Origin of the sequence: Nostoc sp. C052, assembly GCF_013393905.1 — a bacterium.
GTDB lineage: Bacteria > Cyanobacteriota > Cyanobacteriia > Cyanobacteriales > Nostocaceae > Nostoc.
Genome location: NZ_CP040272.1, coordinates 264,363 through 286,903, shown reverse-complemented (window position 1 = coordinate 286,903; position 22,541 = coordinate 264,363). Strand labels below are relative to the sequence as shown.

Below are 22,541 nucleotides of genomic sequence, written 5' to 3'. Positions count from 1 at the left end.
ATCTAAAAAACAGTTTAGTAGAGTGTGTTAGTAACTTAACACATCCTACAAAATCTAAGAAAACAGCCCATAAATTCAAAATGCAACTTGCCATTCAACGAATTTTTGCCCAAGTAGGCATTGATCAAATTATCGATAATGGGACTGCAACTTCCCAAAGTATTGCCGAAGGTTGGGATAAACAATGGCTGGATTTATTACAAAATAACACCAGTAATAACTTGTATGGAGCGCTGACAAATCTGGGTATTTTTTTCGCAGTAGGAACCCTGTTATTTTTTATGATACAATTCCTCAAAGACTTAATATCCTACGAATATACACGCCCCATATCAGCTTTGATTTGGCCTTTTATTGTGGTAGTTCTCTTAAGTAATTCCGGCAATGGAAGTATACTTGCTAATCTGACGCTGGGAGTGCGGAATTTTTTAAACACTGTGAATCAGCAAGTGGTGGTATCAGCAGATGCAGATAAAATATACCAGCAAGCACTGAATATGAGTGTTGCTGAAGAAGTAGCTGGTTCCTTACTACGTCCTTGTCAATCGCTGACTGGCGAACAACAAAGTCAATGCTTTGTCAAGGCTGCCGAAAAAATCAACGTTCTCTGGCAAAGATATCGAAATACTTATGGTAATAAAAGCTGGATAATTAGACTACAAAACAAGGTAGATAATATTCGCTATGGCACTGGCATTGTATCAGAAACCTCTTTTAATTCTTTGTTAGGTTCTACAGTGCAAACGAGCATCAAAAACTTTTTAGTTTCCTTACAATATGCCTTCCAAAATTTGATAGAAGCTAGTATGTTGCTAATAGCAGCTTTAGGGCCAATAGCTGTAGGTGGTTCTTTGCTGCCTGTTGCTGGCAAACCAATTTTTGCATGGCTAACTGGATTTCTATCTATTGGAATTGCGAAGATTTCGTTCAATATTATTGCTGTGCTAACTGCCGCAGTTATTGTCAGTGGCCCAGGTCAAAATGCTAATGTTGATCCAGATTTAATGTGGTTCATAATTTTTCTGGGAATTTTAGCACCGATTTTGTCTTTACTTGTGGCTGCTGCTGGCGGGTTTGCAGTCTTTAGCGCTATCAGCAATACGGCTTCTTTAGTAAAAGAGAGGATATAGGGAATTAAAAATTAAAAATTAAAAATTAAAAATAAATAAAGGCAAGTGCTGTGAATGATGACTAAATATAATAGCTGAAGTTTTTTGTAGGAGGAAGTGAGTAGATGGTGCGTTTACTAGAAAAAAGACAAACAACGGGGAATGCTTTAACAATTTTTGCGATCGCTACCTTTAGTTTACATATATTAGTTTTATTTTTATTCTTATTACAAGGGCTAAATATTCGCCAACTTAGTCTGAGAAAACCCCCCAATTTTGTACAATTAATCGACGGTAAACCAGTAGCTAATATTGATGATTTAGCAAGAGAACCTGAAGCCATCCGTCGATTTGTCAGCAAAACGATGATATCAATGTTTAGCTGGTCTGGAACCTTACCACCACAAACTATTGAAGAAGTCGCAAACCCCAAATCAGATTTAGGAATACTTATTAACACACCTCAAGGTGGTAGCCAAAAAATTAGTACCAGCAGTTGGGTAGCTAGTTTCGCCTTCTCAGAAGACTTTCGCAAAGGTTTTTTAAGCACAGTTGCAGAAATGACACCGCCAGAAGTCTTCTCTGAAAATCCCAGCCAAGCAATGACATCACAATTAGTTATTAAGCGAGTTTATCCGCCAAAAGAAATTGCACCAGGTAAGTGGCGAGTGGGGATGGTAGCCGACTTAATTCAAAAAAACCGAGTTGGTGGTGCAAAACTTATAACTCCTTTTAATAAAGATTTCCTTGTACGCGCAACAGATTATTTTGCTAATCCCCAAACTGACAGTAGCACCGACTTACAAAAAGCAATTTATAGTGTCCGCGCAGATAGACTAGAAATTTATGAAATTCGTAACTTATGTTTGCTGGATAGCTACAACAACCCGAACGGAGATAAATCCAAACAATGCAGCAGTGGACAAACATCTGATAGTTTTATAAGATGATAGATTTCTAATTCACAGGCTGATCGTTCAATTTATATAATCAATTATTAATGCAATTACTCAAACCAGAAAATAAGAAAAATAGCCCCTTGCCACTGTTGGCAGTAGGAACCCTTGGTTTACATCTATTCACTTTGCTGTTACTAATATTTCATGGGTCTATGTTACAACAGTTAGGACGGCAACTTACACCTCAAAGTTTGGTGCAGCTTGTTGATGGTCGCACCATAACCGTAGATCCCCAACCAAATTTAGAGCGACAGCCGGAGGCTATTAGGCGGTTTGTGGGTGAAACTATGAGCTTAATGCTCACCTGGTCACAACAACAACCACCAACACAAGTCTGGGAAATTACCTCTCAACTGGTAGCTGATAATTTTAAACAAAAATTTAAGTCAGAACTTACTAATTTAAATCCAGATAGTCAATTTGAAAATGTTAATAGAGGAGCGGAGAATGTATTAGTTATCCAAAAAATTTCTCAACCTACAGCAATAGGTAATGGAAAGTGGAAAGTAGAGATGTTTGCCAATCAATTAATTTTTAGCAGTTATGATAAGTTGGGAAAATCAGTTTCCTTTAACAAACAAATTTTAGTTAGAGCTATAGATGAACCAGCAACTTCACTACCAAATGCACCACTACCATTGCACTTCGCAGCTTACCGCCTTGGTGAAGCCAGACTAGAAATTTATAATGTCTGTGAAATCCAAGATAACAATTGTTCTGGAAATCCCAACTAAGCTCTACCATGACTCGATACTCAATTCCTGCGGAAACTCCTCCCCAAAATGGATTTACTCTCAGCACCGACGATCGCCAACCAGAAGTAGAATCTTTAGATTGGGAATCACGGATGTCAAGGTTAGTCGGCTTTGAAGAAGAATCTTCTACCGCTACCCAAGGTTCAGAAGACTCGGCAACGCCGCCAGAATCCGTTTCTCAACCACAAGAAGTTCAGACTAAGCAACCCCTCTCATCGAATCCCTTTGCAAAATTAGGCTTGGTAGGGGCTGCTACCTTAGCGATCGTTTTGTTGGGTGGTGTGTTTTTATCTAAATTGATGAGTACCAGCAGTCAAAAGCCCAAAAATCTTGTTTCTGCACCAGTGCAACAGCAGCCCACTACTGAATCTAAATCTCAACAGCTAGAAGCTGAAGTCGATACTCTCAAAACAAAATTAGCCCTGACTGAACAAGCACAGATGGTGAAAGCTGCCCAACAACAGCTGAGAATTGCCAAATCAACGCCGACAGTAGTCTTACAACAACCGTCAGTTAGACAAAAAGTGATCCCAACACCCCCACCAACAGCTTACGTACCTCCGACGGTAACTGAGCGTATCGTTCGTGTAACTCCTTCTCAACCTTTCACATCAGCCCAACTACCAGTTGTTAGGCCAAACACTCAACCGGTAGTTAATATAACTCCACCATCTCCACCAAGCCCATTTGAAGAGTGGGCAAGGTTAGCGAAATTAGGTAGCTATGGCCAAGTAAATGCTAGCAATCAACCTACTAGTAATATAGCTACTTTGGAACCTGTAAATAATGCCCAGCCACAGAATAATACGCAGCCACAGACACCAAACCCCAGTCCTGAGCAAACCCCACAACCAGAAGCTTCTATGGTTAGTCAAGCTCAACCCCAGGGACAGAAATCTGTAGCAGTCGGAACCAGTGCCAAAGCGGTGTTGGCGACAGCAATATTCGGGGAAACTTCTAATAAGTCAAGCGGTGGTGGTGAAACAGGCGAAGGAAAAAACGTATTTGTGATCCGATTGCAAGAACCGCTCAAATCTACTGATGGTTCTCCGGCTCTACCTGCAAACACCGAATTCCTAGCTGAAATTAGTTCCCTGTCCGAACAAGGTCTTTTGCAGATGAACGTAGTTAAAGTTATCTCGCAAAATAATGGCAACCCTATAGAACGAAGTTTAACCAACAATGCAATCATTCTTCGTGCTACCCAAGGTAAACCTTTAGTAGCCAATAAATTTCCTAGCCAAAGCTCGTCTATCGCATCAATGGATCTAGGACTATTTGTTTTGGGAGGTGTTGGGAAAGCGGCAGAGTTAATAAATCGTAGTGATACTGAACTCCAACCACTTATTTCAACAGTTACCAACGCCGACGGCTCCACCAGTAGCTCCAGCCAAATTACTACTGTCACTAAGAACAGACGCAACCTTGCAGCCGGGGTTGTAGAAGGTGGTTTGAACTCTGTAGTACCCCAAATTGCTCAACGTAATCAACAGGCGATCGCTCAAATGTCACAGCAAACTAACATTTGGTTTTTGCCAGCAGGCACAAATGTTGAAGTATACGTTAATCAAGTAACTCAGTTTTAAGAGGTAGGATTTATACCAATTTTAGATATTTGCAACCATGAAAAAGAATACTAAATTGCCAGGAAATACCCATTATTATTTCCTACCTATAGCTTCCTTAATTTTCTCGGTTGCTATGTTCTTATTGGTAGGTCGTGCTGTAGCTAATAATGCAGTTTTGCGTTCTATATTTTCCTGCCAAGCGCAAGGTTTAGGAGGATTAATCCCAACAATCAACGTTTGGTATGAGCAAGGCACAAACTTAAGCTTTATTCCGGCTGGAGAAGTAATTAAAAAAGTTTGGTTAAACGATCCATCGCAGGTAACTATGGATTTTGATGGCCCGGTATGTATGCAGTTTGGTCTAAAACCGAATACTAGTTCAGGAGATTGTAAAAACTCAGCTGCGAATGTAATTCAACTCAGACGAATTAAAAAACTGGACATTCCTGGACTTCCTAACACTAGTAATACACTTTTAACAGTTATTACCGAAGCCCAAGGTAAAAACAAGTTGTATACTTTTCAAGTGATATATAAAACAGATAGTCCTGAATATCATACTTTAGCAATTTTCCCCGATCCTTCTGGTCAAGAAGGAGCTTGTGCGAGAGTTTCACAATAAAATAATTCGTCTCAAAGCTTCATATAAGGGACTTCCAAATAAAAAAATATTCAATTAACTCTTGTGGGGTGGGCGTCTCGCCCGTCCTGTGGACTGGGCGCTCATGTTGTCCACCCCACAAGATTGGGTAATTTATTTCTTGGAAGTCCCTTGGCACAGTAGGGCGTAGCCCATTCTGACTTCTGAATTTTGCTGTATATTTAATTATGCCTGCCTACTTAATCAAGCTTTTGCAAACTACACCTTTATAAATCTTCAGATAAAAACTAACCACAAATTCAAAATTCGTGTAAATATAAAGAAAAGCTTAAGAGGTTACAGGCTTCATGGTAACTGCTAAAATGATGCAACAGCTTTGGGCTGTAATCGAATCTACCCAAGTCAGCACCCTGCTCCAGTTTGATGATGCTGCTTTAATACAATTGCTCCTCCAGCAGTTAAAAGCGAAGCAAGGACTTGATGCCCAGGCAGATACAACTCTCAACACTTACATAAAATCTAAACTGCCCCTAATTCGCGATACGGCTGAAGGCAGATTATCTTTAGGGCAAGGCGGCAATCATTAGTACGATAAATCAAATGATTGGTTATTGCCAAGCATACGCTCAGAGTTCAAACAGTGCAATATTATGAATCACTGGCTAGTAATTGCCCTAGTAGCTTATCTAATTGGAGCAGCGATTGAAGGGGTGAGTACAGCCAGTCAGCTATCTCATTCAATGCCAGAACTCGCTAAAAGTACACAAGCTAATCCTTCAGAATCTTCTACTGAGCCTAGTTCGAGTTGGAGAATTGTGGTAGCCATCGCCTCAGTAAGCATTTGTGGAGCTTTTTTGTGGCCTTGCCGTCTTTTCCACCGTTTAATTAAAGGTAACGTTCGTCCATAAGCCCAAAACAGCAATGCAGTAATTGTGGAAGAACTTCTCCCCCAACCCCGTTTCACAGAGGGAGTTTGGCTTCTGCTGATTTATCATGCACTTTGTTCGGGTTCTGTCGCTACAGGTTGCCCAATTTTTGGTTCTGTTCCTGCGAGCAGTCGTTCGATATTAGTGCGATGGCGCAAAATCACATACAATCCACCAGCAATCCCAAACAGAATATAGGGTAAGGGTTGATGCAAAAGTACCATGAAAATGGAAACTGCGATCGCACCTGCTATTGAACTCAAAGAGACAATCCGCGATATCGCCACAACCACGGCAAACACACCCGCTGTTGCTAAACCTACCTGCCAACTCATTGCCAACAAAATCCCTAAGCTAATAGCAACGGATTTACCACCGGTAAAGCCCAAAAAAATTGATTTACTATGTCCAAGGATGGCAACTAACCCAGTTAAAGTTACAATCCACGGTTGCCATAGTTGTGCATCTACCGTTGGAGGGATATAACTTTGAATTGTGTCAAAGTTGAACAACCAGTAAACTAGAGCGATCGCTAATACTCCCTTTAAGGAATCAAGTACTAAAACCAATGCTCCTGGTCCTTTCCCCAAGGTTCTGAGTACATTAGTTGCGCCAGTAGAACCTGAACCAATTTCTCGAATATCAATACCCTTTAACTGCTTCACAGCAATATAGCCAGTGGGAAAAGAACCCAGCAAGTAAGCTATGACTACAATTGCCCCGCACAGAGTTAACCAAATAGCCATAATACAATTCAAAATTCAAAATTTAAAAAAGTCAAGAGTAATATCTCTTGACCAATGACTCATTTAAAAATCATCATCATAGTTTCTCACTGTTTTGGGGTCAGGAGCAAAGGCTAACCACAGGGGAAATTGCAGCAGTGACAAACTTATTTGTTCTTCTGAATCGTCAATGATAATTAAAGGCAGTTGATTGGCTTTCGTCAATCGCTCTGCTTTCTGAGCAAGAGCATCAGATGCCTCAAATAATACCACACCCCGGTCTGGGCCGAAGTCTGGGCGACCGATTCCGAGACAGTCTTGCAAGCCGCGCCGCCATTCACCTAATCGCTCCGGTGTATTAGCTAAAACTAAAGTACGGACGCGATCGCCATACAGCTTGTGTAATATCGAAATTGCAGCTGAGGCAATTAGGATATTCTGCAAGCGGCTACCCATTGTCCGCAAACCACCCCGTCCCCCTTGGGTAAAAAACCAGTTAGAGATTCGTTCAGCATGGATTGGTTCAAAGGTACGGCGTAGTTGCCACGGTGGCCCATAATAATCTGGTTTATTGCGGTATTGGTCTATTAGGCGGCGAATTTGCTTAGTAGTATCTTGAAACTGCTGTTGGGCAAATTGGGGTATTCCAGGCTGGGATTCAACTGGTTTAGCCTCTTTTACAGCGGGTTTTTCTCGTTCTACCACACTTGGGGTCAGTTGCAACTGTTCAGCGGCAACAGCTAAATCTTGTAAACTACCCGTGAGATAGTCTTTAAAACCCTGCACCCGAATAGCCAAGTCTTGCGATGTACCAGCAAAAGTGGTTCGCATCTCATTGCGGATACGTTCTTGACGGCGTTCTAGTTGTTCGACAGAAATTTGCAGAGTTTGCTTGCGTTGTTCTAACTGCAACAGTGACTCTTGTACAATTCGTCCCAGTGAGGTTTGAGTTTCACTCACCTGTGCTTGCAGGTTTTCATAAGAAGCTTGCAGCTTGGCTATTTCTGACTTAAGAGATGCTTCAGCGCTTTGCAACTCTGCTACTCGCTGCTCTGCTTCTGCATATAATAAATTATTTCCCGATCCTATTTCAGACCCCAGCGCGACATTTTCCGCTTCTAACTGCGCTACAAACTCGCCATTTGAATTTTCTGTTAGCTCTACTGTAGAATCTACAACTTCTGCATTAGAAATGAGTGGCTCAAGAGTTGTGTAGCCTTCTGATGAGCTAATAGCTTCTGTTTCTATTACTGACTCAACAGATGAATTTACTGGATGTTCAACTGCATTGTTCTCTTCTGGTTTTTCTGTCAACTGCTCATCACTTGGTTCTGGGGTTTGAGATGCCTCTAGGTTCATAAACAATAGTGTAATTCCGATGACGCGAATAAATAGCTTTCAGAAATATTACAATTGACCTGCCATAAAAATCCTGAGCATGAGTGCTAAGTTACGAGTTTATATCAAAACGACTCAGCACAGATTGCACTCCGCCCTAAAAACGCGGACAACGTTGTTCTAAGCAAGTTTTCAAGGTCTTGGGGTCAAATAAAATCGGCAAAAAGTGAATGCTTTTAATTTCTTTAAAGTAAAACAGGATGGGGACTCTATTCCAGAATATCCGCCAGTTTTGCCATTCCTGGTAGGGAAAGCGCCGAATCAACTTTTCACTTCTGTAAATATCTAAGTCGGTGACAGTAAATTGCAAACGCACCGTTAAAGCCTGAAACATGAGAAACAAACCAAACAATGTGAAAATGGAGCCTACCCACGGTTGTACCAAAAGTAGTGGAATCGCGGCAATTACCAACACTATAGGTATATTGTAACTAGGCTTGAGTTCCACAGTGGATGTGGAGTTAGGAGTAAATAAACTGGTCATGTCGCTTCGCTCCGAATTCAAAATTCAAAATTAATGATCCCCATAAATAGATTTAGGGGCTTATAAACGGACTTCGTAGCCCAACGGGAAAAGCAGTCGCCTACGGCGGGAAAGCTACCTACAGCGCTGGTTCACTGTGCCACGACGCTCGTGACGCTCGATGACTCGCTTGCCGCCGGCGCTATCGCTCTTAGCGTCTCCCCTTCTCCCAAAGGGAGAGGCTAACGCCAAGGGAGAAGACTCGCTCTAAGCGTTCGCGCAGCATCTCGTAGAGAAGCCATGCCGTTCGCGTAGCGTCTCGTAGAGAAGGCTTTACGCTGCGCTATCGTTATACATTTTTTTTGCTTCTCCATAAATAAATTTAGGGGCTTGTATCTTTTTCGTTTTCGGTCAAAGTCTTAAATCCTGCTTTATTTAGTAGGCATATCTCCTATTCTAGGAGTCAGGAGTTAGAAGTTAAGAGTTAGGAGTGAGAAGTTTTAGCTTATAACTCTCAGTACGCACTACTTCCTGCTGTAGCATCTATGGTTAAGAGTTAAGAGTTAGGAGTGAGAAGTTTTAACTCATAACTCATAACTCCTAACTCCTCACTTTTATAGTCCGATGAATGCACTGCCAGTTCCCTGAAACATCAACCAAGAAAGAAAGAAGTTGCTCACAAATATAATTAGTAAGGCAGTCACAACAGCAGTTGTAGTTGACTGTCCTACACCTTTCGCACCTCCTGTTGTCGTCAGCCCCCAACTGCAACCAATTACGGCGATTAAAATACCAAAGCAGCACGCCTTAATCATGGCGCTAAAAATATCCCAGATACCAAGAAAGTTACGGGCTGAGTCTAGAAAGACCGTATCAGATAGATTGTAGATAGTTGTGGCAATTATTAATCCCCCAAACATCCCTGTCACCAAAGACAGAAGGGTTAAAATTGGCAGCATTAAACAGCAAGCAAGGACACGGGGAATAACCAGGTAATCGATTGGATCTGTTTTCAACATCAACATAGCATCGATTTGTTCTGAGACTCGCATGGTACCGATTTCTGCTGCAAAGGCAGAACCGACTCGCCCCGCTAAAACCACTGCTGTCAACACCGGAGCGAGTTCTCGCGTCAACGCAACAGAAAGCACTCCGCCGATAATGTTTCCTGCGCCAAAGTTGATAAATTCCCGCGCCACCTGAATCGTAAACACAGCACCAACAAAAATAGCCGTCAGTAGGGCAATAAATAAGGAATCTGGCCCAACTGCCGCCATTTGTTCTAAGGTGTTGCGCCGATGGATTTTGCCTCTCAATAGGTGAACTAGTACTTGCCCACCCAGAAAAATCGCTGCCAGCAATCGCTGACTCCATTCCCTTAAACTGGATTTGGATGTAGTCTGGTTCAATGTTCTGTAGCTAACTCGGTAACTGCCTTAAGAATAGCGGAAGTAATGGGGAATGGGGAATGGGGATTGAGAAGAGACAAGGAAGACAAGGAAGACAAGGAAGACAAGGAAGACAAGGAAGACAAGGAAGACAAGGAAGACAAGGAAGACAAGGAAGACAAGGAACAGGGGGAGATAAGGGAGAGACTTGTTCAAGAATTTCCCCTTGTCCCTACTCCCCACTCCCCTAAAAAGGCTGAATATTAACTTAGATTAAAGATGCTCTCAGAAAATGAAGCTGTTATTAAAGGTGCTAAAAAGTAATAAATAAGTGATACCCTTTGCTATAACCTTAATTTTGCAAGGGTTTTGTAGATTTAAGCCGTTTATAATATGCCCAGCATGGGCTGTAACTGATAGCCCTTTCTTTTAATGAAAACTTAAGATTCTTGACAGATTGTCTGCTCTGGAGCGATCGCACGTATTGTAGAAAATGACAAACCGCTATCTAGCTATTGTCATCTCTACTCACGGAGTGTGTCCTAAATGACTATTTTGACTAACTTTCTCCGCTCCCTAGTACTTACAATCATTTTTAGTTTTCTCGTTCCCATGTTCTTCGTTGGCGGGGGGTTGCTCTTTCTATCCCTCATTGGCCACTTCCCTGGCTTACAAGAGTTAACTGAAGCGATCGCTACTCAGATTATGCGTTTTCTCGCCACCTTCGGCAGTGGAACCCCCCTACGCGGATTATTCGTAATTAGCTTGACCTGTAGTTTTGTTGGGGGACTGTTTGACATGTTCGTATATTATCGGTATCAAATATTACGAATAGATTCTTAGGTAGTGAGATAGCTTCGTCAGAAGATTATTGGGCTTTAGAAGACAGGAAAAAGTGATATTTCCAAGATTGAAAGTACTACCGACCTTAACCCCAATAGACATTAGTACTGCGGAATGAATTTTTATTAATTAAATAGAGTGTCGAAGTAATTGATTAAATATTTATTATTTTTTAGTTATTAGTGATGATTAATTACTAACAACTAGTAAAGGTGTGCGACTATAGGCAACTAATTTTCAACCATTTAAAAAGTTATAATACTAAGGGTTTAGGAATTTTTTATTTTTTCAAATAGCTAAAATAGTCTTTCTAAATTACCCAGTTAACGCTAAAATAGAGTCTGGTATTTTTTATTAGCTGCAATCTGGAAAGATTTGATTAGCATTTATTGAGAATATCAAATAAAACTCACTAAAAAATATAAAAATTTCCTTAAAATCCCGATGCTCACAATGCCTGCTCATGTTTCTTAACAGAGCAAAGCAGGTAGTTTGACCGTTAGGCATCTTATATTGAATTTATTACGAGGTATGTTGACAGCTCATGGTATGGCCGTTTAAGCCCAAGTTTAAAAAACAAATTGCGCGGATTGAAATTACTGGTGCGATCGCCGGTGCTACTCGCAAACGCGTCCTAGAAGCCCTGAAAACTGTAGAAGAAAAAAAGTTTCCGGCATTATTGCTCCGCATCGATAGTCCTGGCGGTACAGTCGGAGATTCCCAAGAAATCTACAGTGCCCTGAAGCGTTTGCGCGAAAAAATCAAAATCGTCGCTAGCTTTGGCAATATTTCGGCTTCTGGAGGAGTCTACATCGGCATGGGAGCCGAACACATCGTCGCCAACCCAGGTACGATTACGGGTAGTATTGGTGTGATTCTGCGTGGAAATAACTTAGAACGCTTGCTAGAAAAAATTGGTGTTTCCTTCCAGGTAATTAAGTCTGGCCCTTACAAAGACATTTTGGCTTTTGACCGGCAACTTACTCAACCAGAAGAAATCATCCTGCAAGAGTTGATTGACACAAGTTATCAGCAGTTTGTCCAAACGGTAGCAGATGGCCGTTCTTTAACAGTAGAAGCTGTTAAAAGTTTCGCCGATGGTCGGATTTTTACTGGACAGCAAGCCCTAGCCTTGGGTGTTGTCGATCGCTTGGGCACAGAAGAAGATGCCCGTCGCTGGACAGCAGAACTAGTCGGACTCGATCCAGAAAAAACTCTCTGCTATACCCTAGAAGAACGTAAACCCTTATTGAGTCGCCTTCTACCAGGAAGTCGTCAAGTTTCATCAGGAATTCGATCTGGAATTGATTGGCTCGAATTTGAAGTCTCTACTAGTGGTTTGCCTCTGTGGTTATATCGACCCTAATATGAGTTAGGAGTTAGGAGTGAGGAGTTATAAATCTTAACTCCTAACTCCTAACTTCTAACTCCTAACTTTTATGTTTTAAGGAGGATTTTGGCGTGGACTGGCAAATGCGGGCTATTCGCGGAGCAACAACCGCTTCAGAAAATACTGTTGAGGTAATCCGAGAGGTAGTTACAGAACTACTAGATGAACTGGAAAACCGGAATCAATTCCAGCCGGGGGACATGATCAGTGTGACTTTCTCTGTAACACGCGATTTGGATGCGATTTTCCCGGCTGCGATCGCTAGATCACGTCCTGGTTGGGATAATGTGGCCATGTTGGATGTACAGCAAATGCACGTCGAAGGTAGCTTACAGCGTTGCATTCGGTTTTTAATTCACGCCTATCTACCAGCCTCCGCCTCAATTCATCATATCTATTTACGCAACGCCGCTAGTTTGCGTCCCGACTGGAGTTTGCCTCAGACTTTACAAACATCACAGCCAGCATTTAAGTCAAAAGTGTAAAACTCTTACGTCTAAGTCTAATAACTAGTTAACCCTCAAGTTATCGTGTTGTGCCAGTATTGAGTTAACTAGTTGTGAGGACGAAAGATTATCGGTGGTTAAAATTTGGGTCTTGTCTACGTCGGCTCAATTGAGTCGTTAGCCTACTTCCTTTGAGATTGGGGTGAAGCTATCTGTAGGCGATCGCATCCATACAACATAAAGTACTATCTCACATCTCTATAATCTTCCTGCTCTTGCTCAATTTCCAAATTCAGAGCAAGTCCTAAATTGGCCAATACGGTTCGGATAAGCATTTTTCACAATCGAGTGTAGTCTGGGAATGGGTAAAGGGGAAAGGATGTATTCAAAACCTTTCCCTTTTACCCTTTAACTGAACCTTATTGCTAAATCGGCTAGTACAACACGGCGGAAATAAACCAATCATTTCAAATCAACAAAACCCTTATGCTGTATTCATTTTTAATTTTTAATTTTTAATTTTTAATTCCGCCTTGCGGTACTAGTACCGCAAGGTGGAAGTCATGCATTCAAAAGGTTCATATATCAAGGCTTGTGCCTGTTTGAAATGGTATGTTTATTTACCCGGTGCTGTACTAGCAACACTTCACCAGGTTTCAGGTTCATCAATCAAATCCAATACTTCTTGTTCAACCACTCTGGAACGAAGGATATCTAGAGAATTCTGATCTGCCAGTTCAATAATCTCTGCAAGGCATTGCCGCACTTATTGATCAGTGTCAGGTCAATACTTTTCGGTTAAAGGATAAGGGGGAAAGGTTTGAATTCACCTTTCCCCCTTATCCTTTAACCTTTTTCCAGACCAAAAGAGATTGTTAGGCTTATCCGAAAAGTATTGAGTGTCAGGTTGCCATTGGGGTAGTTTTGTGCCGACTTCTTGCACCAAGGCATCCATTTCAAGCTTACATAACAAGATTTTGTGTTTGCTTTTATATTAAGGTATCTACCAGCAAGCTAACTTTGTTTAAACTACTCAGATACCTTAGTATTTTCTTCTTTACAGCCTTTTTGCTATTTGCTTGTCATTCTTCAGCACCGACCGAATTTAAACGCCCTCCCTTGAAAGTGGAATTTACATCTTTTGTTGGGGAGTATCCAGGCATCATTGCTCAAGAAAAAGGATTCTTCAAAGCCCAAGGGGTAGATGTGGAACTAATTCATAAACTATCCCCCCAATTGGAGAGAGCAAATTTCAGTGCAGGGAAGTATGATGGTGTTTCATTGGCATTAGGAAGTTTTATCATCTTGAGTGCCACAAATCCAGATATACAAGGTGTGATAATTATAGATGAATCAGCAGGAGCAGATGTAGTAGTAGCCCAATCACAAATTAAAACCGTCGCTGACTTGAAAGGGAAAAAGCTGGGTGCAAATCTAGGTGGTTTTAGCGAAGTTTTTGTGACTGAGATGTTGAAAACAGTCAACTTAACCAGCGATGATGTGAATTTGGTTAAATTAGAGTCTTTAGAAATTCCTCAACGCCTGAAAACTAATGCTATTCAAGCTGGACACACTTGGGAACCCTATCTTTCTAAAGCTATTAAATTAGGGGGACATATTCTATTTACCAGCAAACAAACCCCTCGCTTAATTTTAGATATAATTGTCTTTCGCGGTGAGACAATCCGCGATCGCCCCGAAGACATTCGTGCATTTGTGCAAGGATGGCTGCAAGCCGTAACCTACTGGAAAGCAAATGTTCAAGAAGGAAAGGCTATCATCAGCAAAGCGTTAAAAATTCCTCGCAATACAATCTCTCTAGAGGGAGTAAACCTAACTGATTTAGGTGAAAATAAAAAATTATTTAAATCTAGCAACCCTAACTCTATCTACAAAATTGCCAAGGTATATGCAGATTTTTTTATTCGCTCTGGAAACATGACGCGCATTCCTGAGCTAAAGAGTTTGTTAAATCCTTCATTTTTGAACCACCCTTCTTAATTTGGCACACTACCTCACCCTAACTCCAGAACAGAGAAAGCAAGGGGCTAAAATCCTTCGTATATCAAAAAATTTCTCTATTTATCTTCCCTATCGCAACTTCTGGATTTTTTGGGATGGTAGTATGATTAAATTGTATCTACAACTTTATTTGTTCAAAAGTGTTGAGTAGCTAACAATAAAATCGTGCTTTGTCGTTGATAGAATTATACAGCTTTTTTATTTGCCTACACGTTTAAACGCTACTACAAACCAATGTGAAATTACTCATGATTTTTTGAGTACTACCTCAAAAAAAACCTTTATTTAAAAGTTGCGCGATGACACAAACAACTACAGAGCGTCTATACTCTTTTGAAGAATATCTCGCTTATAACGATGTTACTGATAGCCGTTATGAACTGGTGGATGGGAAACTAGAACGCATGAATCCACCAACTTTTAGACATTTACTAATTTCTGACTTTATTCAGGATAACTTTAAGGCAGAAATCAATCGCTTGAGTTTACCTGGGCTATGCTTTAGAGAAGCGGGGGTGAGAACGGGATGGCGAAAGTCAAGATTGCCTGATGTTTATGTTGTCACGGCTGAACAGGTAATGGAATTCCTTGATGAGTCTGCTGTTTGTCAGTCTGCGCCGATATTAGTAGTGGAAGTTGTCAGTCCTGATTCAGTAAAACGCGATTATCGATATAAACGTTCTGAATATGCAGCGTTAGAGATTCCTGAATATTGGATTGTAGATCCAATAGAGTCAAAAATTACGATTTTATTGTTGTCAGAAGGATTGTACGAGGAACAAGAGTTTAGAGGGAGTCAGCAAATTGTGTCTGTAACTTTCCCAGAAATTGTGCTTACAGTTGAACAAGTGTTGTCTGTGGGTAATGTTGGTTAAAAAACAATACCGTTCAGTTAAGCCCCAAATCCTTAGTAGAGACGCTCAATTGTACTTCGTCCCGCTACGCTAACGCGTCTCTACAGATCAAAAAGGTGTTATCTACCGTACTTGGCTATGTAATCCAAAATTATCTATTCTTTTTGATGATGAAACCTAATTCCTAAAAAGATGTCATAAACAAACTCAAAAAAGTCCTTTTTTTGCAACAATCCTGAAGTTTGATAACAGCCTTTCTCATCTAGTAGGGGCTTCATCACATAGTATGCAGGCTGATAATTATACCAAGGAATAGAAGGCCACAAATGATGGATTAAGTGGTAATTCTGCCCCATAATCAAGATATTGAGAATCGGGTTAGGGTAAACGCGAGCATTTTTCCAGCGATCGCGCTCGGCAAAAGGACGATGTGGTAAATAGTCAAAAAATAATCCTAGTGCTATGCCCACCACAAAAGCCGGTAAAAACCAAAAATTCAGAATATAACCCAAAAAGTGGTATTGCACTGAGATATAAACAATTACGCCAACAATTAAGCGGCTGATGAACCATTCTAATAGCTCATATTTACGCCACAGTCGCCGTTGAAAGAAAAATACCTCATGGTACAAAAACCGCACTGCAATCAGCCACAGAGGCCCACCCGTAGAGACATAATGATCTGGGTCGTCTTTAGGATGATTAACATGACCATGATGCTGTAAATGCACTCGCGTAAAGACTGGAAAAGCAAAAGCTAGCATCAACGCACTGCCATGCCCTAACATCGCATTCATCACCCGGTTGCGATGGGCAGATTGGTGACAGGCATCATGAATTACGGTTCCAGCACAATGCAAGGCAAGGGTGTTAACGCTAAAGCATAGCCAATGCGGCCATTCCCAAAGCCAGTAACCAAAGTTAGATAACACCAGCATGGATACAGCAACAGAAAACAACAGCAGCGTCGGATTAAAATCACCAGGAGGCGCTAAAAATTCCTTGGGTGGGATTGTCAGTGGCTTTTGTGCCTCCGATGCGATCATCTCTAACATTGACTCCTTCTTGAGCAGACATTACGAATATACGATAAATATTAGTGAATAATAAAGTTTTGCAAAGTTTTGTATAGCAATATTTATCCGCAGCTTTGAATATCAGCAGATGAATAACGCTATGATTCCAGACGAAGCCTAGTCTTTGCTGATAAGTGGGATATGACAATCGGCAAAAAGTTTATGCAACAAACTCCTTCTTAGGGAGGATGGATACAAGATTAATGTACTATATCTAGTCTATCCCACAGCCCTCACTCTCCCATAAACCCTCATCTAACTGCTTATATCTTATTGATATAGGAGTGACTGAAAAGGAGATGCCACTTAAGTTACGATGACTTCCCAGATAGCTCCCTAACTTCAGCCCTTATGCAATTACGAGATTCTCTGCGCCGGACAAAAATTGTCGCTACTATTGGCCCCGCTACTAGCAGTCCTGAAATGCTCAAGGCGATTATTGAAGCGGGAGCCACGACACTGCGGCTAAACTTCTCCCACGGAACTCATGCCGACCATCAACGTAGTATTCGCTTAATTCGGCAAACCGCTTTTGAATTAAATCAGCCAGTGGCTATTCTCCAAGACTTGCAGGGCCCAAAAATTCGCTTAGGAAAGTTTGACAACGGGTCTATAGTTTTGGCAAAAGGCGATCGCTTCACCTTGACAAATCGTCCAGTAGTAGGCACGCAAGAAATTAGTTGCGTCACCTACGATTATTTAGCCGAAGAAGTCCCAGTTGGGGCAAAAATTCTCCTCGATGATGGACGAGTAGAAATGGTTGTAGAGGAAATTAACCGGGACAAAGGTGATTTGCATTGTCGCATCACCGTGCCTGGTAAACTTTCTAACAATAAAGGCGTAAACTTCCCCGGCGTTTACTTGTCAATTAAGGCAATGACCGACAAAGACCGTGAGGATCTGATGTTTGGTCTAGATCAGGGTGTCGATTGGGTGGCACTTTCCTTTGTCCGCAATCCCCAGGACATGATCGAAATTAAAGAACTAATTTCCAGCACAGGCAAGCAAGTACCAGTGGTTGCCAAAATTGAAAAGCACGAAGCCATTGAACAAATGGAGGCGATTCTGGCTTTGTGTGATGGCGTGATGGTTGCCAGAGGCGATTTAGGGGTGGAATTGCCAGCAGAAGATGTGCCGGTACTGCAAAAGCGGCTAATTGCCACAGCAAATCGCTTGGGAATTCCGATCATCACCGCTACTCAGATGTTAGATAGCATGGTGAGCAATCCCCGTCCCACTCGCGCTGAAGTATCGGATGTGGCCAATGCGATTTTAGATGGTACGGACGCGGTAATGCTCTCCAATGAAACCGCCGTGGGTAGCTTCCCTGTAGAAGCAGTCGCAACGATGGCGCGAATTGCCGAACGTATGGAGCAGGAAGAAGCGCAACACTTAAACCTACGTTCTACGAGAGATGCCCGACGCTCCATTCCCAATGCGATTAGTCAAGCTGTCGGTCAAATTGCCGAACAACTAGGTGCAGCAGCAATTATGACCCTAACGCAAACCGGGGCAACCGCTCGCAATGTCTCTAAGTTTCGTCCTCATACACCAATTTTGGCAGTGACACCCCATGTAAATGTGGCGCGGCAGCTACAGATGGTGTGGGGAGTTAAACCGCTGTTGGTGTTAGGATTGCCTTCCACTGGTCAGACGTTTCAAGCTGCGATTAACGTGGCTCAGGAACTTAAGTTACTGTCTCAGGGAGATTTAGTAGTGATGACTGCTGGCACACTCCAGGGAATTTCTGGCTCTACAGATTTGATTAAGGTAGAAGTGGTGACGGCGGTACTAGGTCACGGAATTGGACTGGGACAAGGTTCAGTAAGTGGTCGCGCACGGGTGGCTAGTACTGGTATGGATGTGAGTAACTTTAATCCTGGAGACATATTGGTTGCACCCCGCACTAGTGCCGATTTTGTTGAGGCAATTCGGAAATCTGCCGGAATTATTACCGAAGATGAAAGTCTTACAAGTCACGCGGCAGTAATTGGCTTGCGTCTCGGTGTACCAGTGATTGTCGGCGTGAAACAGGCAACGCAGGTGATTCGCGATGGGGCGATTATAACGCTGGATCTGCAACGGGGGTTGATTTACTCTGGGGCGGTGAGAACGGCTTAGGATTGAGGAAGAAGTAGGGGAGCAGGGGAGCAGAGGAGCAGAGGAGAAGTAGCAGTAAGCCATTTCACTCTGCCCCCCTGCCTCTTCTGCCCAATGCCCAATCCTTTTATCAAACAGTTGCGATCGCAGCCCCAAGCCATCCAGCAAAGTTTTGCTGCTGTGTGGAGTTAGGATGTTCAACAGGTTTTAGCTGATATCTCGTTGGATGTGGTGACGTGAGGGTAATGGAATAAGTACGCAACTCGTCTTGGTGGAACACTGCGACTTGAATGGTATCGTTGGGTTGGTAATCTTTCAGGCGATCGCTTAAGCCACCCGTCGCTAGCTTAATTCCATCAATTGCTAACAACTCATCACCTGCATCAATTCCCCCTACTTGTGCAGGTGAAGCAGTCTCTACGAGCTTAATAATCTCCCGTCCATTCTCTGTATTTATTCTCACACCCAAATAAGGTTCTTCTTGCTGATCGGCTACCAACTGCAAGCCAAAGGGTTCTAAATACTGATTGAAAGGCAAATCTTCAGTACTATCAATGTAGCGTTTAAAGAAATCAGTCAAATCGATTCCGGCAACAGATTCGATAACTTCCTGCAACTGTTCTGGGGTATAGCCGATTTCATCTTGCCCAAATTGCTGCCACATTTTCAGCATCACGTCATCGAGGGAACGCTGATTATTGTGAGTAGAGCGAATCAGTAAATCCAGCAACAACGATACCATTTCTCCTTTTAAATAGTAAGAAATTTGGGAATTACCGCTATTGGCATCGGGACGATAGAGTTTTATCCAGGCATCAAAACTCGACTCGGAAACGGGTTGTACCTTGCGCCCCGGTGTCGTTTCATATCTGGTAATTTCCTTACTCAAGTGATTCAAATACGATTTAGCATCATAGATTCCTGCCCGCAAAGGAATTAACAAGTCATAGTAACTAGTAGTACCCTCACAAAACCACAATGATGGTGTGTAATTTTCTTGGTCGTAATCAAAAACCTCTAATGCTTTTGGGCGAATTCGCTTGACATTCCACAAGTGAAAAAATTCGTGTGCCACTAATTGCAGAAAGCGATCGTACTTATCCTGAAGGCGAAACCCAAAACGGTGGTAAATTAACGAGCAAGAATTTTTATGCTCCAAACCACCAAAAGCTTGGCTAAATAAATGTAGTAGAAACACATATCGTTCATAAGGTAAACCGCCGAACATCTGCGCTTCTATCTGGATAATTTTTTGAATATCAGCAATCATCTGCTGAATTTGGAAATTACCTTGTCCCCAGATTGCCAGTTCATGGGGTTTTCCCAAAGCCTCAAATTTATACAATTGGTGGCTACCAATCTCAAAGGGAGTATCCACCAAAGTATCAAAATCGCCAGCCAAGAAAGTATTTGTTTCTTCAGCAACGGGTGGTAAGGCAGTAGTTACCTGCCATTCTGGGCGTGGTGGTACGACAGTCACGCGAATGGGTTGCTTATCCCAGCTTAGTATTCTAAAAAATAGTGCCGCACCGTTGAAATAACCGTGTGTAGTATCGAGGTGATTTGTCCGTACTGATAGCTCATTGGCAAAAACGCGGTAACGTACAGTTAATTCTGAAATACCTGTTTTGTTTACTTGCCAGTGGTTTTTACTAATCTTTCGCCAAGATAAAGGTTTATTCTCTGCAAAAGCCACAAAATCCTGTAAATTCTTGGCGTATTCCCGAACTAAATAGGAACCGGGTGTCCACACCGGCAGTTTTAAATCGAGAATTGGTGAGGGATAATTCACAAGGCGTAAAGTCACCTCAAACAGATGGGTTTCTGGTTGGGACATTGCCACCAGGTAATGAATCGTTGGCCCGGTTTCCTGAATGTAGGTGTTGGGACGAGTTGCTGTTGCTTCAGTCATCTTGTGTGCTGAGTTAATAGTAGATGTGTAATTTTTCCCATCATGACAAATTTACCGAAGAAGAATTCAGAATTTACTAGCCCCAATTTTCTAAAAGCCAGTTTCAATTTCTGAAACCAGCCTGACAAAAGCTTTAGAAAAGGCTAGATTATGTGTTAATCACAAGCCGCATCCCAGCAGCGATGGTAAAAGAATTAGCAATTTGCACCCGTGGACTAACTAAGCAATTTGATCGGCACGTTGCTGTCAATGATGTTGATTTAGAGATTCAAGCGGGCGAAGTATATGGACTGATTGGCCCGAATGGTGCGGGTAAAACAACTCTCATCCGTATGTTAGCGACTGCTGAGGAATCAACTACAGGTGAGATTTATATTAATGGCGATCGCCTCCTCCGTGACAAGAGTAACCCCAAACTCAAGCGTCGTCTAGGCTACTTACCCGATGACTATCCACTGTATGAGGATCTAACAGTCTGGGATTACTTAGATTATTTTGCGCGTCTGTATCGTTTGCAAGAACCACGCCGTACTCAACGCTTACATGAAGTTTTAGAACTAATTCAACTTGGAAATAAACGTAACAGTCAGATTTCCACTCTATCGCGAGGGATGAAACAGCGCTTAAGTTTAGCGCGAACTATTATCCACGAACCAATTTTACTATTACTAGATGAGCCTGTTTCTGGGCTTGACCCCATTGCTAGGATGCAGTTTCGCGAAATCATTAAGGCTTTGCAAGAAGCTGGGATGACTGTCATCATCTCTTCCCACGTTCTTAGTGATTTAGCAGAACTCTGTACTTCTGTAGGAATTATGGAACTTGGCTATCAGTTACACGAATTTGCCGATGATAATTTTTGGCGAGACAGTTGGGAAAATATATTCTTAACACTGAGTGTAATTTTTATATTTACACTATTATTTACCGGAACTTATTTGCTAATCAGCGATTTAGCTAAAGAAGAAACTTGCGGTACGTTAAATTTCATCCGTCTCAGTCCCCAATCGGAAACAAGTATATTGACTGGGAAATTGCTAGGAGTTCCGAGTTTAATTTATCTCACGATCTTAGTAGCAGTTCCTTTACATTTGTGGGCTTGCTTCACTCCACTTCGTTCCGTACCCTGCGGGAAGGCTTACGCCAACGCAATGACATAGTTATAAATTTTCTCACCCACCTACTTACTTCTTTCTTCCCTTTGTGTCCTTTGCGGTTCGTTTCCTTATTTATATGAAATAGGAGTCCCATATACACTTTATTAATAGCAGCGGATATTACCTGCCATTAATAAAGCAATATTCTTCACTTCTTCGCTTGTATCACTTGCAAACTACCACCAGCATATAAAGTTAGCTTCCCCACTTCAAAGCCAGTCTTAGTTAACAACTCAGCTAAATCAGTTTTCAGCAATTCCCAAGCAGTTTCCGTCTCAAACAACAACAAAAATATCGATATCCCAGGCCAAAATATCGGATTTGTCGGGGCGTGAAAATCCACCAGCGTAAATACTCCTCCAGGCTTCAACACCCGATAAACTTCATTAATAATTTTTTGTAATTGCTGAGACTGCATCTCATGTAATGCAACGCTGATATGCACCAAATCAAATAGATTATCTGCAAATGGCATCTCTTGGGCAAAAGCTTCAACATAAGAAGCTTCAGGTACATTTTGCCGCGCCCGTTGCAAAGACTTGGGTGAAGCATCTAATCCTGTTACATGTTGTGAAGTTTTTGCCAAAAATTGCGTCGTTTGACCACTGCCGCAACACAAATCTAAAATCTGAGTATCTGAGTGAATTGTTAAGCCTTGCAAAGCAAGTTGCCGAAAACGGGCTTCACCACCTACACTTAAGGCTGCTAAACGCGAAATACCATCATACAACCACTGATAACGGTAACTCCAATCTCTTAAAATTGTTGCCATTGCATATTTCCTTGCTATTAAGCTTTATATTTAATAAAGATATATTGTTAACATTAGTAAAAAACCTGAAAAGATTG

22 protein-coding genes are annotated in these 22,541 nt (G+C 41.8%); 15 read left to right on the top strand and 7 right to left on the bottom strand.

The features are described from left to right. Nucleotides 1-80: 80 nt before the first annotated feature. The 7 genes from FD723_RS01190 to FD723_RS01160 all read left to right on the top strand — a co-directional run bounded on the left by FD723_RS01190 (nucleotide 81) and on the right by FD723_RS01160 (nucleotide 5,900). Complete coding sequence (locus FD723_RS01190; RefSeq protein ID WP_179063729.1) at nucleotides 81-1,130, top strand: hypothetical protein; 1,050 nt, start codon at nucleotides 81-83, stop codon at nucleotides 1,128-1,130. 104 nt (nucleotides 1,131-1,234) lie between these two features. Continuing rightward, nucleotides 1,235-2,059 (top strand): hypothetical protein, encoded by an 825-nt coding sequence (locus FD723_RS01185; protein ID WP_179063728.1) that lies wholly within the window; start codon nucleotides 1,235-1,237, stop codon nucleotides 2,057-2,059. 50 nt (nucleotides 2,060-2,109) lie between these two features. Next, complete coding sequence (locus tag FD723_RS01180) at nucleotides 2,110-2,802, top strand: hypothetical protein (protein WP_179063727.1); 693 nt, start codon at nucleotides 2,110-2,112, stop codon at nucleotides 2,800-2,802. Nucleotides 2,803-2,810: 8 nt separating this feature from the next. Then, nucleotides 2,811-4,409, top strand: a complete 1,599-nt coding sequence (locus tag FD723_RS01175; protein WP_179063726.1) for a TrbI/VirB10 family protein — start codon at nucleotides 2,811-2,813, stop codon at nucleotides 4,407-4,409. Between the two features lie 37 nt (nucleotides 4,410-4,446). Next, a complete protein-coding gene (locus FD723_RS01170) occupies nucleotides 4,447-5,013 on the top strand; it encodes a hypothetical protein (RefSeq protein ID WP_179063725.1) in 567 nt (188 codons plus the stop codon). Nucleotides 5,014-5,339: 326 nt separating this feature from the next. Continuing rightward, entirely contained in the window at nucleotides 5,340-5,579 is a 240-nt protein-coding gene (locus FD723_RS01165; protein WP_179063724.1) for a hypothetical protein, read from the top strand. 63 nt (nucleotides 5,580-5,642) lie between these two features. Beyond that, nucleotides 5,643-5,900 (top strand): hypothetical protein, encoded by a 258-nt coding sequence (locus FD723_RS01160; RefSeq protein ID WP_179063723.1) that lies wholly within the window; start codon nucleotides 5,643-5,645, stop codon nucleotides 5,898-5,900. 83 nt (nucleotides 5,901-5,983) lie between these two features. Here the strand turns inward: FD723_RS01160 and plsY are convergent, their stop codons facing one another. The 4 genes from plsY to FD723_RS01140 all read right to left on the bottom strand — a co-directional run bounded on the left by plsY (nucleotide 5,984) and on the right by FD723_RS01140 (nucleotide 9,913). After that, nucleotides 5,984-6,664, bottom strand: coding sequence for a glycerol-3-phosphate 1-O-acyltransferase PlsY (gene plsY / locus FD723_RS01155; RefSeq protein ID WP_179063722.1), 681 nt, complete (start codon nucleotides 6,662-6,664; stop codon nucleotides 5,984-5,986). A 63-nt stretch (nucleotides 6,665-6,727) separates the two neighbouring features. Next, nucleotides 6,728-8,002 (bottom strand): DUF3086 domain-containing protein, encoded by a 1,275-nt coding sequence (locus FD723_RS01150; RefSeq protein WP_179063721.1) that lies wholly within the window; start codon nucleotides 8,000-8,002, stop codon nucleotides 6,728-6,730. Between the two features lie 136 nt (nucleotides 8,003-8,138). After that, complete coding sequence (locus FD723_RS01145) at nucleotides 8,139-8,525, bottom strand: DUF3119 family protein (RefSeq protein ID WP_179063720.1); 387 nt, start codon at nucleotides 8,523-8,525, stop codon at nucleotides 8,139-8,141. 593 nt (nucleotides 8,526-9,118) lie between these two features. Next, nucleotides 9,119-9,913, bottom strand: coding sequence for an MlaE family lipid ABC transporter permease subunit (locus FD723_RS01140; protein ID WP_179063719.1), 795 nt, complete (start codon nucleotides 9,911-9,913; stop codon nucleotides 9,119-9,121). Between the two features lie 66 nt (nucleotides 9,914-9,979). Between FD723_RS01140 and FD723_RS01135 the strand changes: the two genes are divergently transcribed. From FD723_RS01135 to FD723_RS01105, 6 genes are all read left to right on the top strand, one after another. Then, nucleotides 9,980-10,159, top strand: coding sequence for a hypothetical protein (locus FD723_RS01135; protein ID WP_179063718.1), 180 nt, complete (start codon nucleotides 9,980-9,982; stop codon nucleotides 10,157-10,159). 279 nt (nucleotides 10,160-10,438) lie between these two features. After that, nucleotides 10,439-10,735, top strand: a complete 297-nt coding sequence (locus tag FD723_RS01130; RefSeq protein ID WP_179063717.1) for a hypothetical protein — start codon at nucleotides 10,439-10,441, stop codon at nucleotides 10,733-10,735. A 544-nt stretch (nucleotides 10,736-11,279) separates the two neighbouring features. Continuing rightward, nucleotides 11,280-12,101, top strand: coding sequence for a signal peptide peptidase SppA (gene sppA, locus FD723_RS01125; RefSeq protein ID WP_179063716.1), 822 nt, complete (start codon nucleotides 11,280-11,282; stop codon nucleotides 12,099-12,101). A gap of 95 nt (nucleotides 12,102-12,196) precedes the next feature. Further along, nucleotides 12,197-12,610, top strand: a complete 414-nt coding sequence (gene aroH, locus FD723_RS01120) for a chorismate mutase (protein ID WP_179063715.1) — start codon at nucleotides 12,197-12,199, stop codon at nucleotides 12,608-12,610. Between the two features lie 981 nt (nucleotides 12,611-13,591). Further along, nucleotides 13,592-14,572 carry an ABC transporter substrate-binding protein gene (locus FD723_RS01110; RefSeq protein WP_179063714.1) on the top strand — a complete coding sequence of 327 codons (981 nt, stop codon included), beginning with the start codon at nucleotides 13,592-13,594 and terminating at the stop codon, nucleotides 14,570-14,572. Nucleotides 14,573-14,892: 320 nt separating this feature from the next. Beyond that, entirely contained in the window at nucleotides 14,893-15,468 is a 576-nt protein-coding gene (locus FD723_RS01105; protein ID WP_179063713.1) for a Uma2 family endonuclease, read from the top strand. 134 nt (nucleotides 15,469-15,602) lie between these two features. Here FD723_RS01105 and crtR read toward each other — a convergent pair whose 3' ends face one another. Continuing rightward, nucleotides 15,603-16,493: a beta-carotene hydroxylase gene (gene crtR / locus FD723_RS01100; protein ID WP_179068979.1), complete on the bottom strand. Its 891-nt coding sequence runs from the start codon at nucleotides 16,491-16,493 to the stop codon at nucleotides 15,603-15,605. A 381-nt stretch (nucleotides 16,494-16,874) separates the two neighbouring features. Between crtR and pyk the strand changes: the two genes are divergently transcribed. Next, nucleotides 16,875-18,644 carry a pyruvate kinase gene (gene pyk, locus FD723_RS01095; protein ID WP_179063712.1) on the top strand — a complete coding sequence of 590 codons (1,770 nt, stop codon included), beginning with the start codon at nucleotides 16,875-16,877 and terminating at the stop codon, nucleotides 18,642-18,644. 109 nt (nucleotides 18,645-18,753) lie between these two features. Here the strand turns inward: pyk and FD723_RS01090 are convergent, their stop codons facing one another. Next, on the bottom strand, nucleotides 18,754-20,535 hold the full coding sequence (locus tag FD723_RS01090; protein WP_179063711.1) for a M61 family metallopeptidase: 1,782 nt from the start codon (nucleotides 20,533-20,535) through the stop codon (nucleotides 18,754-18,756). Between the two features lie 182 nt (nucleotides 20,536-20,717). Here FD723_RS01090 and FD723_RS01085 point away from each other — a divergent pair, with 182 nt between their 5' ends. Then, the gene (locus tag FD723_RS01085; protein ID WP_306297024.1) at nucleotides 20,718-21,695 is read left to right on the top strand and encodes an ABC transporter ATP-binding protein; all 978 of its coding nucleotides are present in this window, start codon (nucleotides 20,718-20,720) and stop codon (nucleotides 21,693-21,695) included. Nucleotides 21,696-21,840: 145 nt separating this feature from the next. On the opposite strand, the gene FD723_RS01080 is transcribed toward FD723_RS01085, so the two are convergent. Continuing rightward, a complete protein-coding gene (locus FD723_RS01080; RefSeq protein WP_179063710.1) occupies nucleotides 21,841-22,464 on the bottom strand; it encodes a class I SAM-dependent methyltransferase in 624 nt (207 codons plus the stop codon). Nucleotides 22,465-22,541: the final 77 nt, after the last annotated feature.

What these genes read in the sequence shown, in the direction of transcription:
- plsY (WP_179063722.1), bottom strand. Translation starts at nt 6,664, where the DNA reads ATGGCTATTTGGTTAACTCTGTGCGGGGCAATTGTAGTCATAGCTTAC.
- pyk (WP_179063712.1), top strand. Translation starts at nt 16,875, where the DNA reads ATGCAATTACGAGATTCTCTGCGCCGGACAAAAATTGTCGCTACTATT.
- FD723_RS01160 (WP_179063723.1), top strand. Translation starts at nt 5,643, where the DNA reads ATGAATCACTGGCTAGTAATTGCCCTAGTAGCTTATCTAATTGGAGCA.
- FD723_RS01085 (WP_306297024.1), top strand. Translation starts at nt 20,718, where the DNA reads ATGGTAAAAGAATTAGCAATTTGCACCCGTGGACTAACTAAGCAATTT.
- FD723_RS01190 (WP_179063729.1), top strand. Translation starts at nt 81, where the DNA reads ATGCAACTTGCCATTCAACGAATTTTTGCCCAAGTAGGCATTGATCAA.
- crtR (WP_179068979.1), bottom strand. Translation starts at nt 16,493, where the DNA reads ATGATCGCATCGGAGGCACAAAAGCCACTGACAATCCCACCCAAGGAA.
- FD723_RS01170 (WP_179063725.1), top strand. Translation starts at nt 4,447, where the DNA reads ATGAAAAAGAATACTAAATTGCCAGGAAATACCCATTATTATTTCCTA.
- FD723_RS01130 (WP_179063717.1), top strand. Translation starts at nt 10,439, where the DNA reads ATGACTATTTTGACTAACTTTCTCCGCTCCCTAGTACTTACAATCATT.
- sppA (WP_179063716.1), top strand. Translation starts at nt 11,280, where the DNA reads ATGGTATGGCCGTTTAAGCCCAAGTTTAAAAAACAAATTGCGCGGATT.
- FD723_RS01185 (WP_179063728.1), top strand. Translation starts at nt 1,235, where the DNA reads ATGGTGCGTTTACTAGAAAAAAGACAAACAACGGGGAATGCTTTAACA.
- FD723_RS01080 (WP_179063710.1), bottom strand. Translation starts at nt 22,464, where the DNA reads ATGGCAACAATTTTAAGAGATTGGAGTTACCGTTATCAGTGGTTGTAT.
- FD723_RS01165 (WP_179063724.1), top strand. Translation starts at nt 5,340, where the DNA reads ATGGTAACTGCTAAAATGATGCAACAGCTTTGGGCTGTAATCGAATCT.
- FD723_RS01105 (WP_179063713.1), top strand. Translation starts at nt 14,893, where the DNA reads ATGACACAAACAACTACAGAGCGTCTATACTCTTTTGAAGAATATCTC.
- FD723_RS01150 (WP_179063721.1), bottom strand. Translation starts at nt 8,002, where the DNA reads ATGAACCTAGAGGCATCTCAAACCCCAGAACCAAGTGATGAGCAGTTG.
- FD723_RS01090 (WP_179063711.1), bottom strand. Translation starts at nt 20,535, where the DNA reads ATGACTGAAGCAACAGCAACTCGTCCCAACACCTACATTCAGGAAACC.
- FD723_RS01145 (WP_179063720.1), bottom strand. Translation starts at nt 8,525, where the DNA reads ATGACCAGTTTATTTACTCCTAACTCCACATCCACTGTGGAACTCAAG.
- FD723_RS01180 (WP_179063727.1), top strand. Translation starts at nt 2,110, where the DNA reads ATGCAATTACTCAAACCAGAAAATAAGAAAAATAGCCCCTTGCCACTG.
- FD723_RS01175 (WP_179063726.1), top strand. Translation starts at nt 2,811, where the DNA reads ATGACTCGATACTCAATTCCTGCGGAAACTCCTCCCCAAAATGGATTT.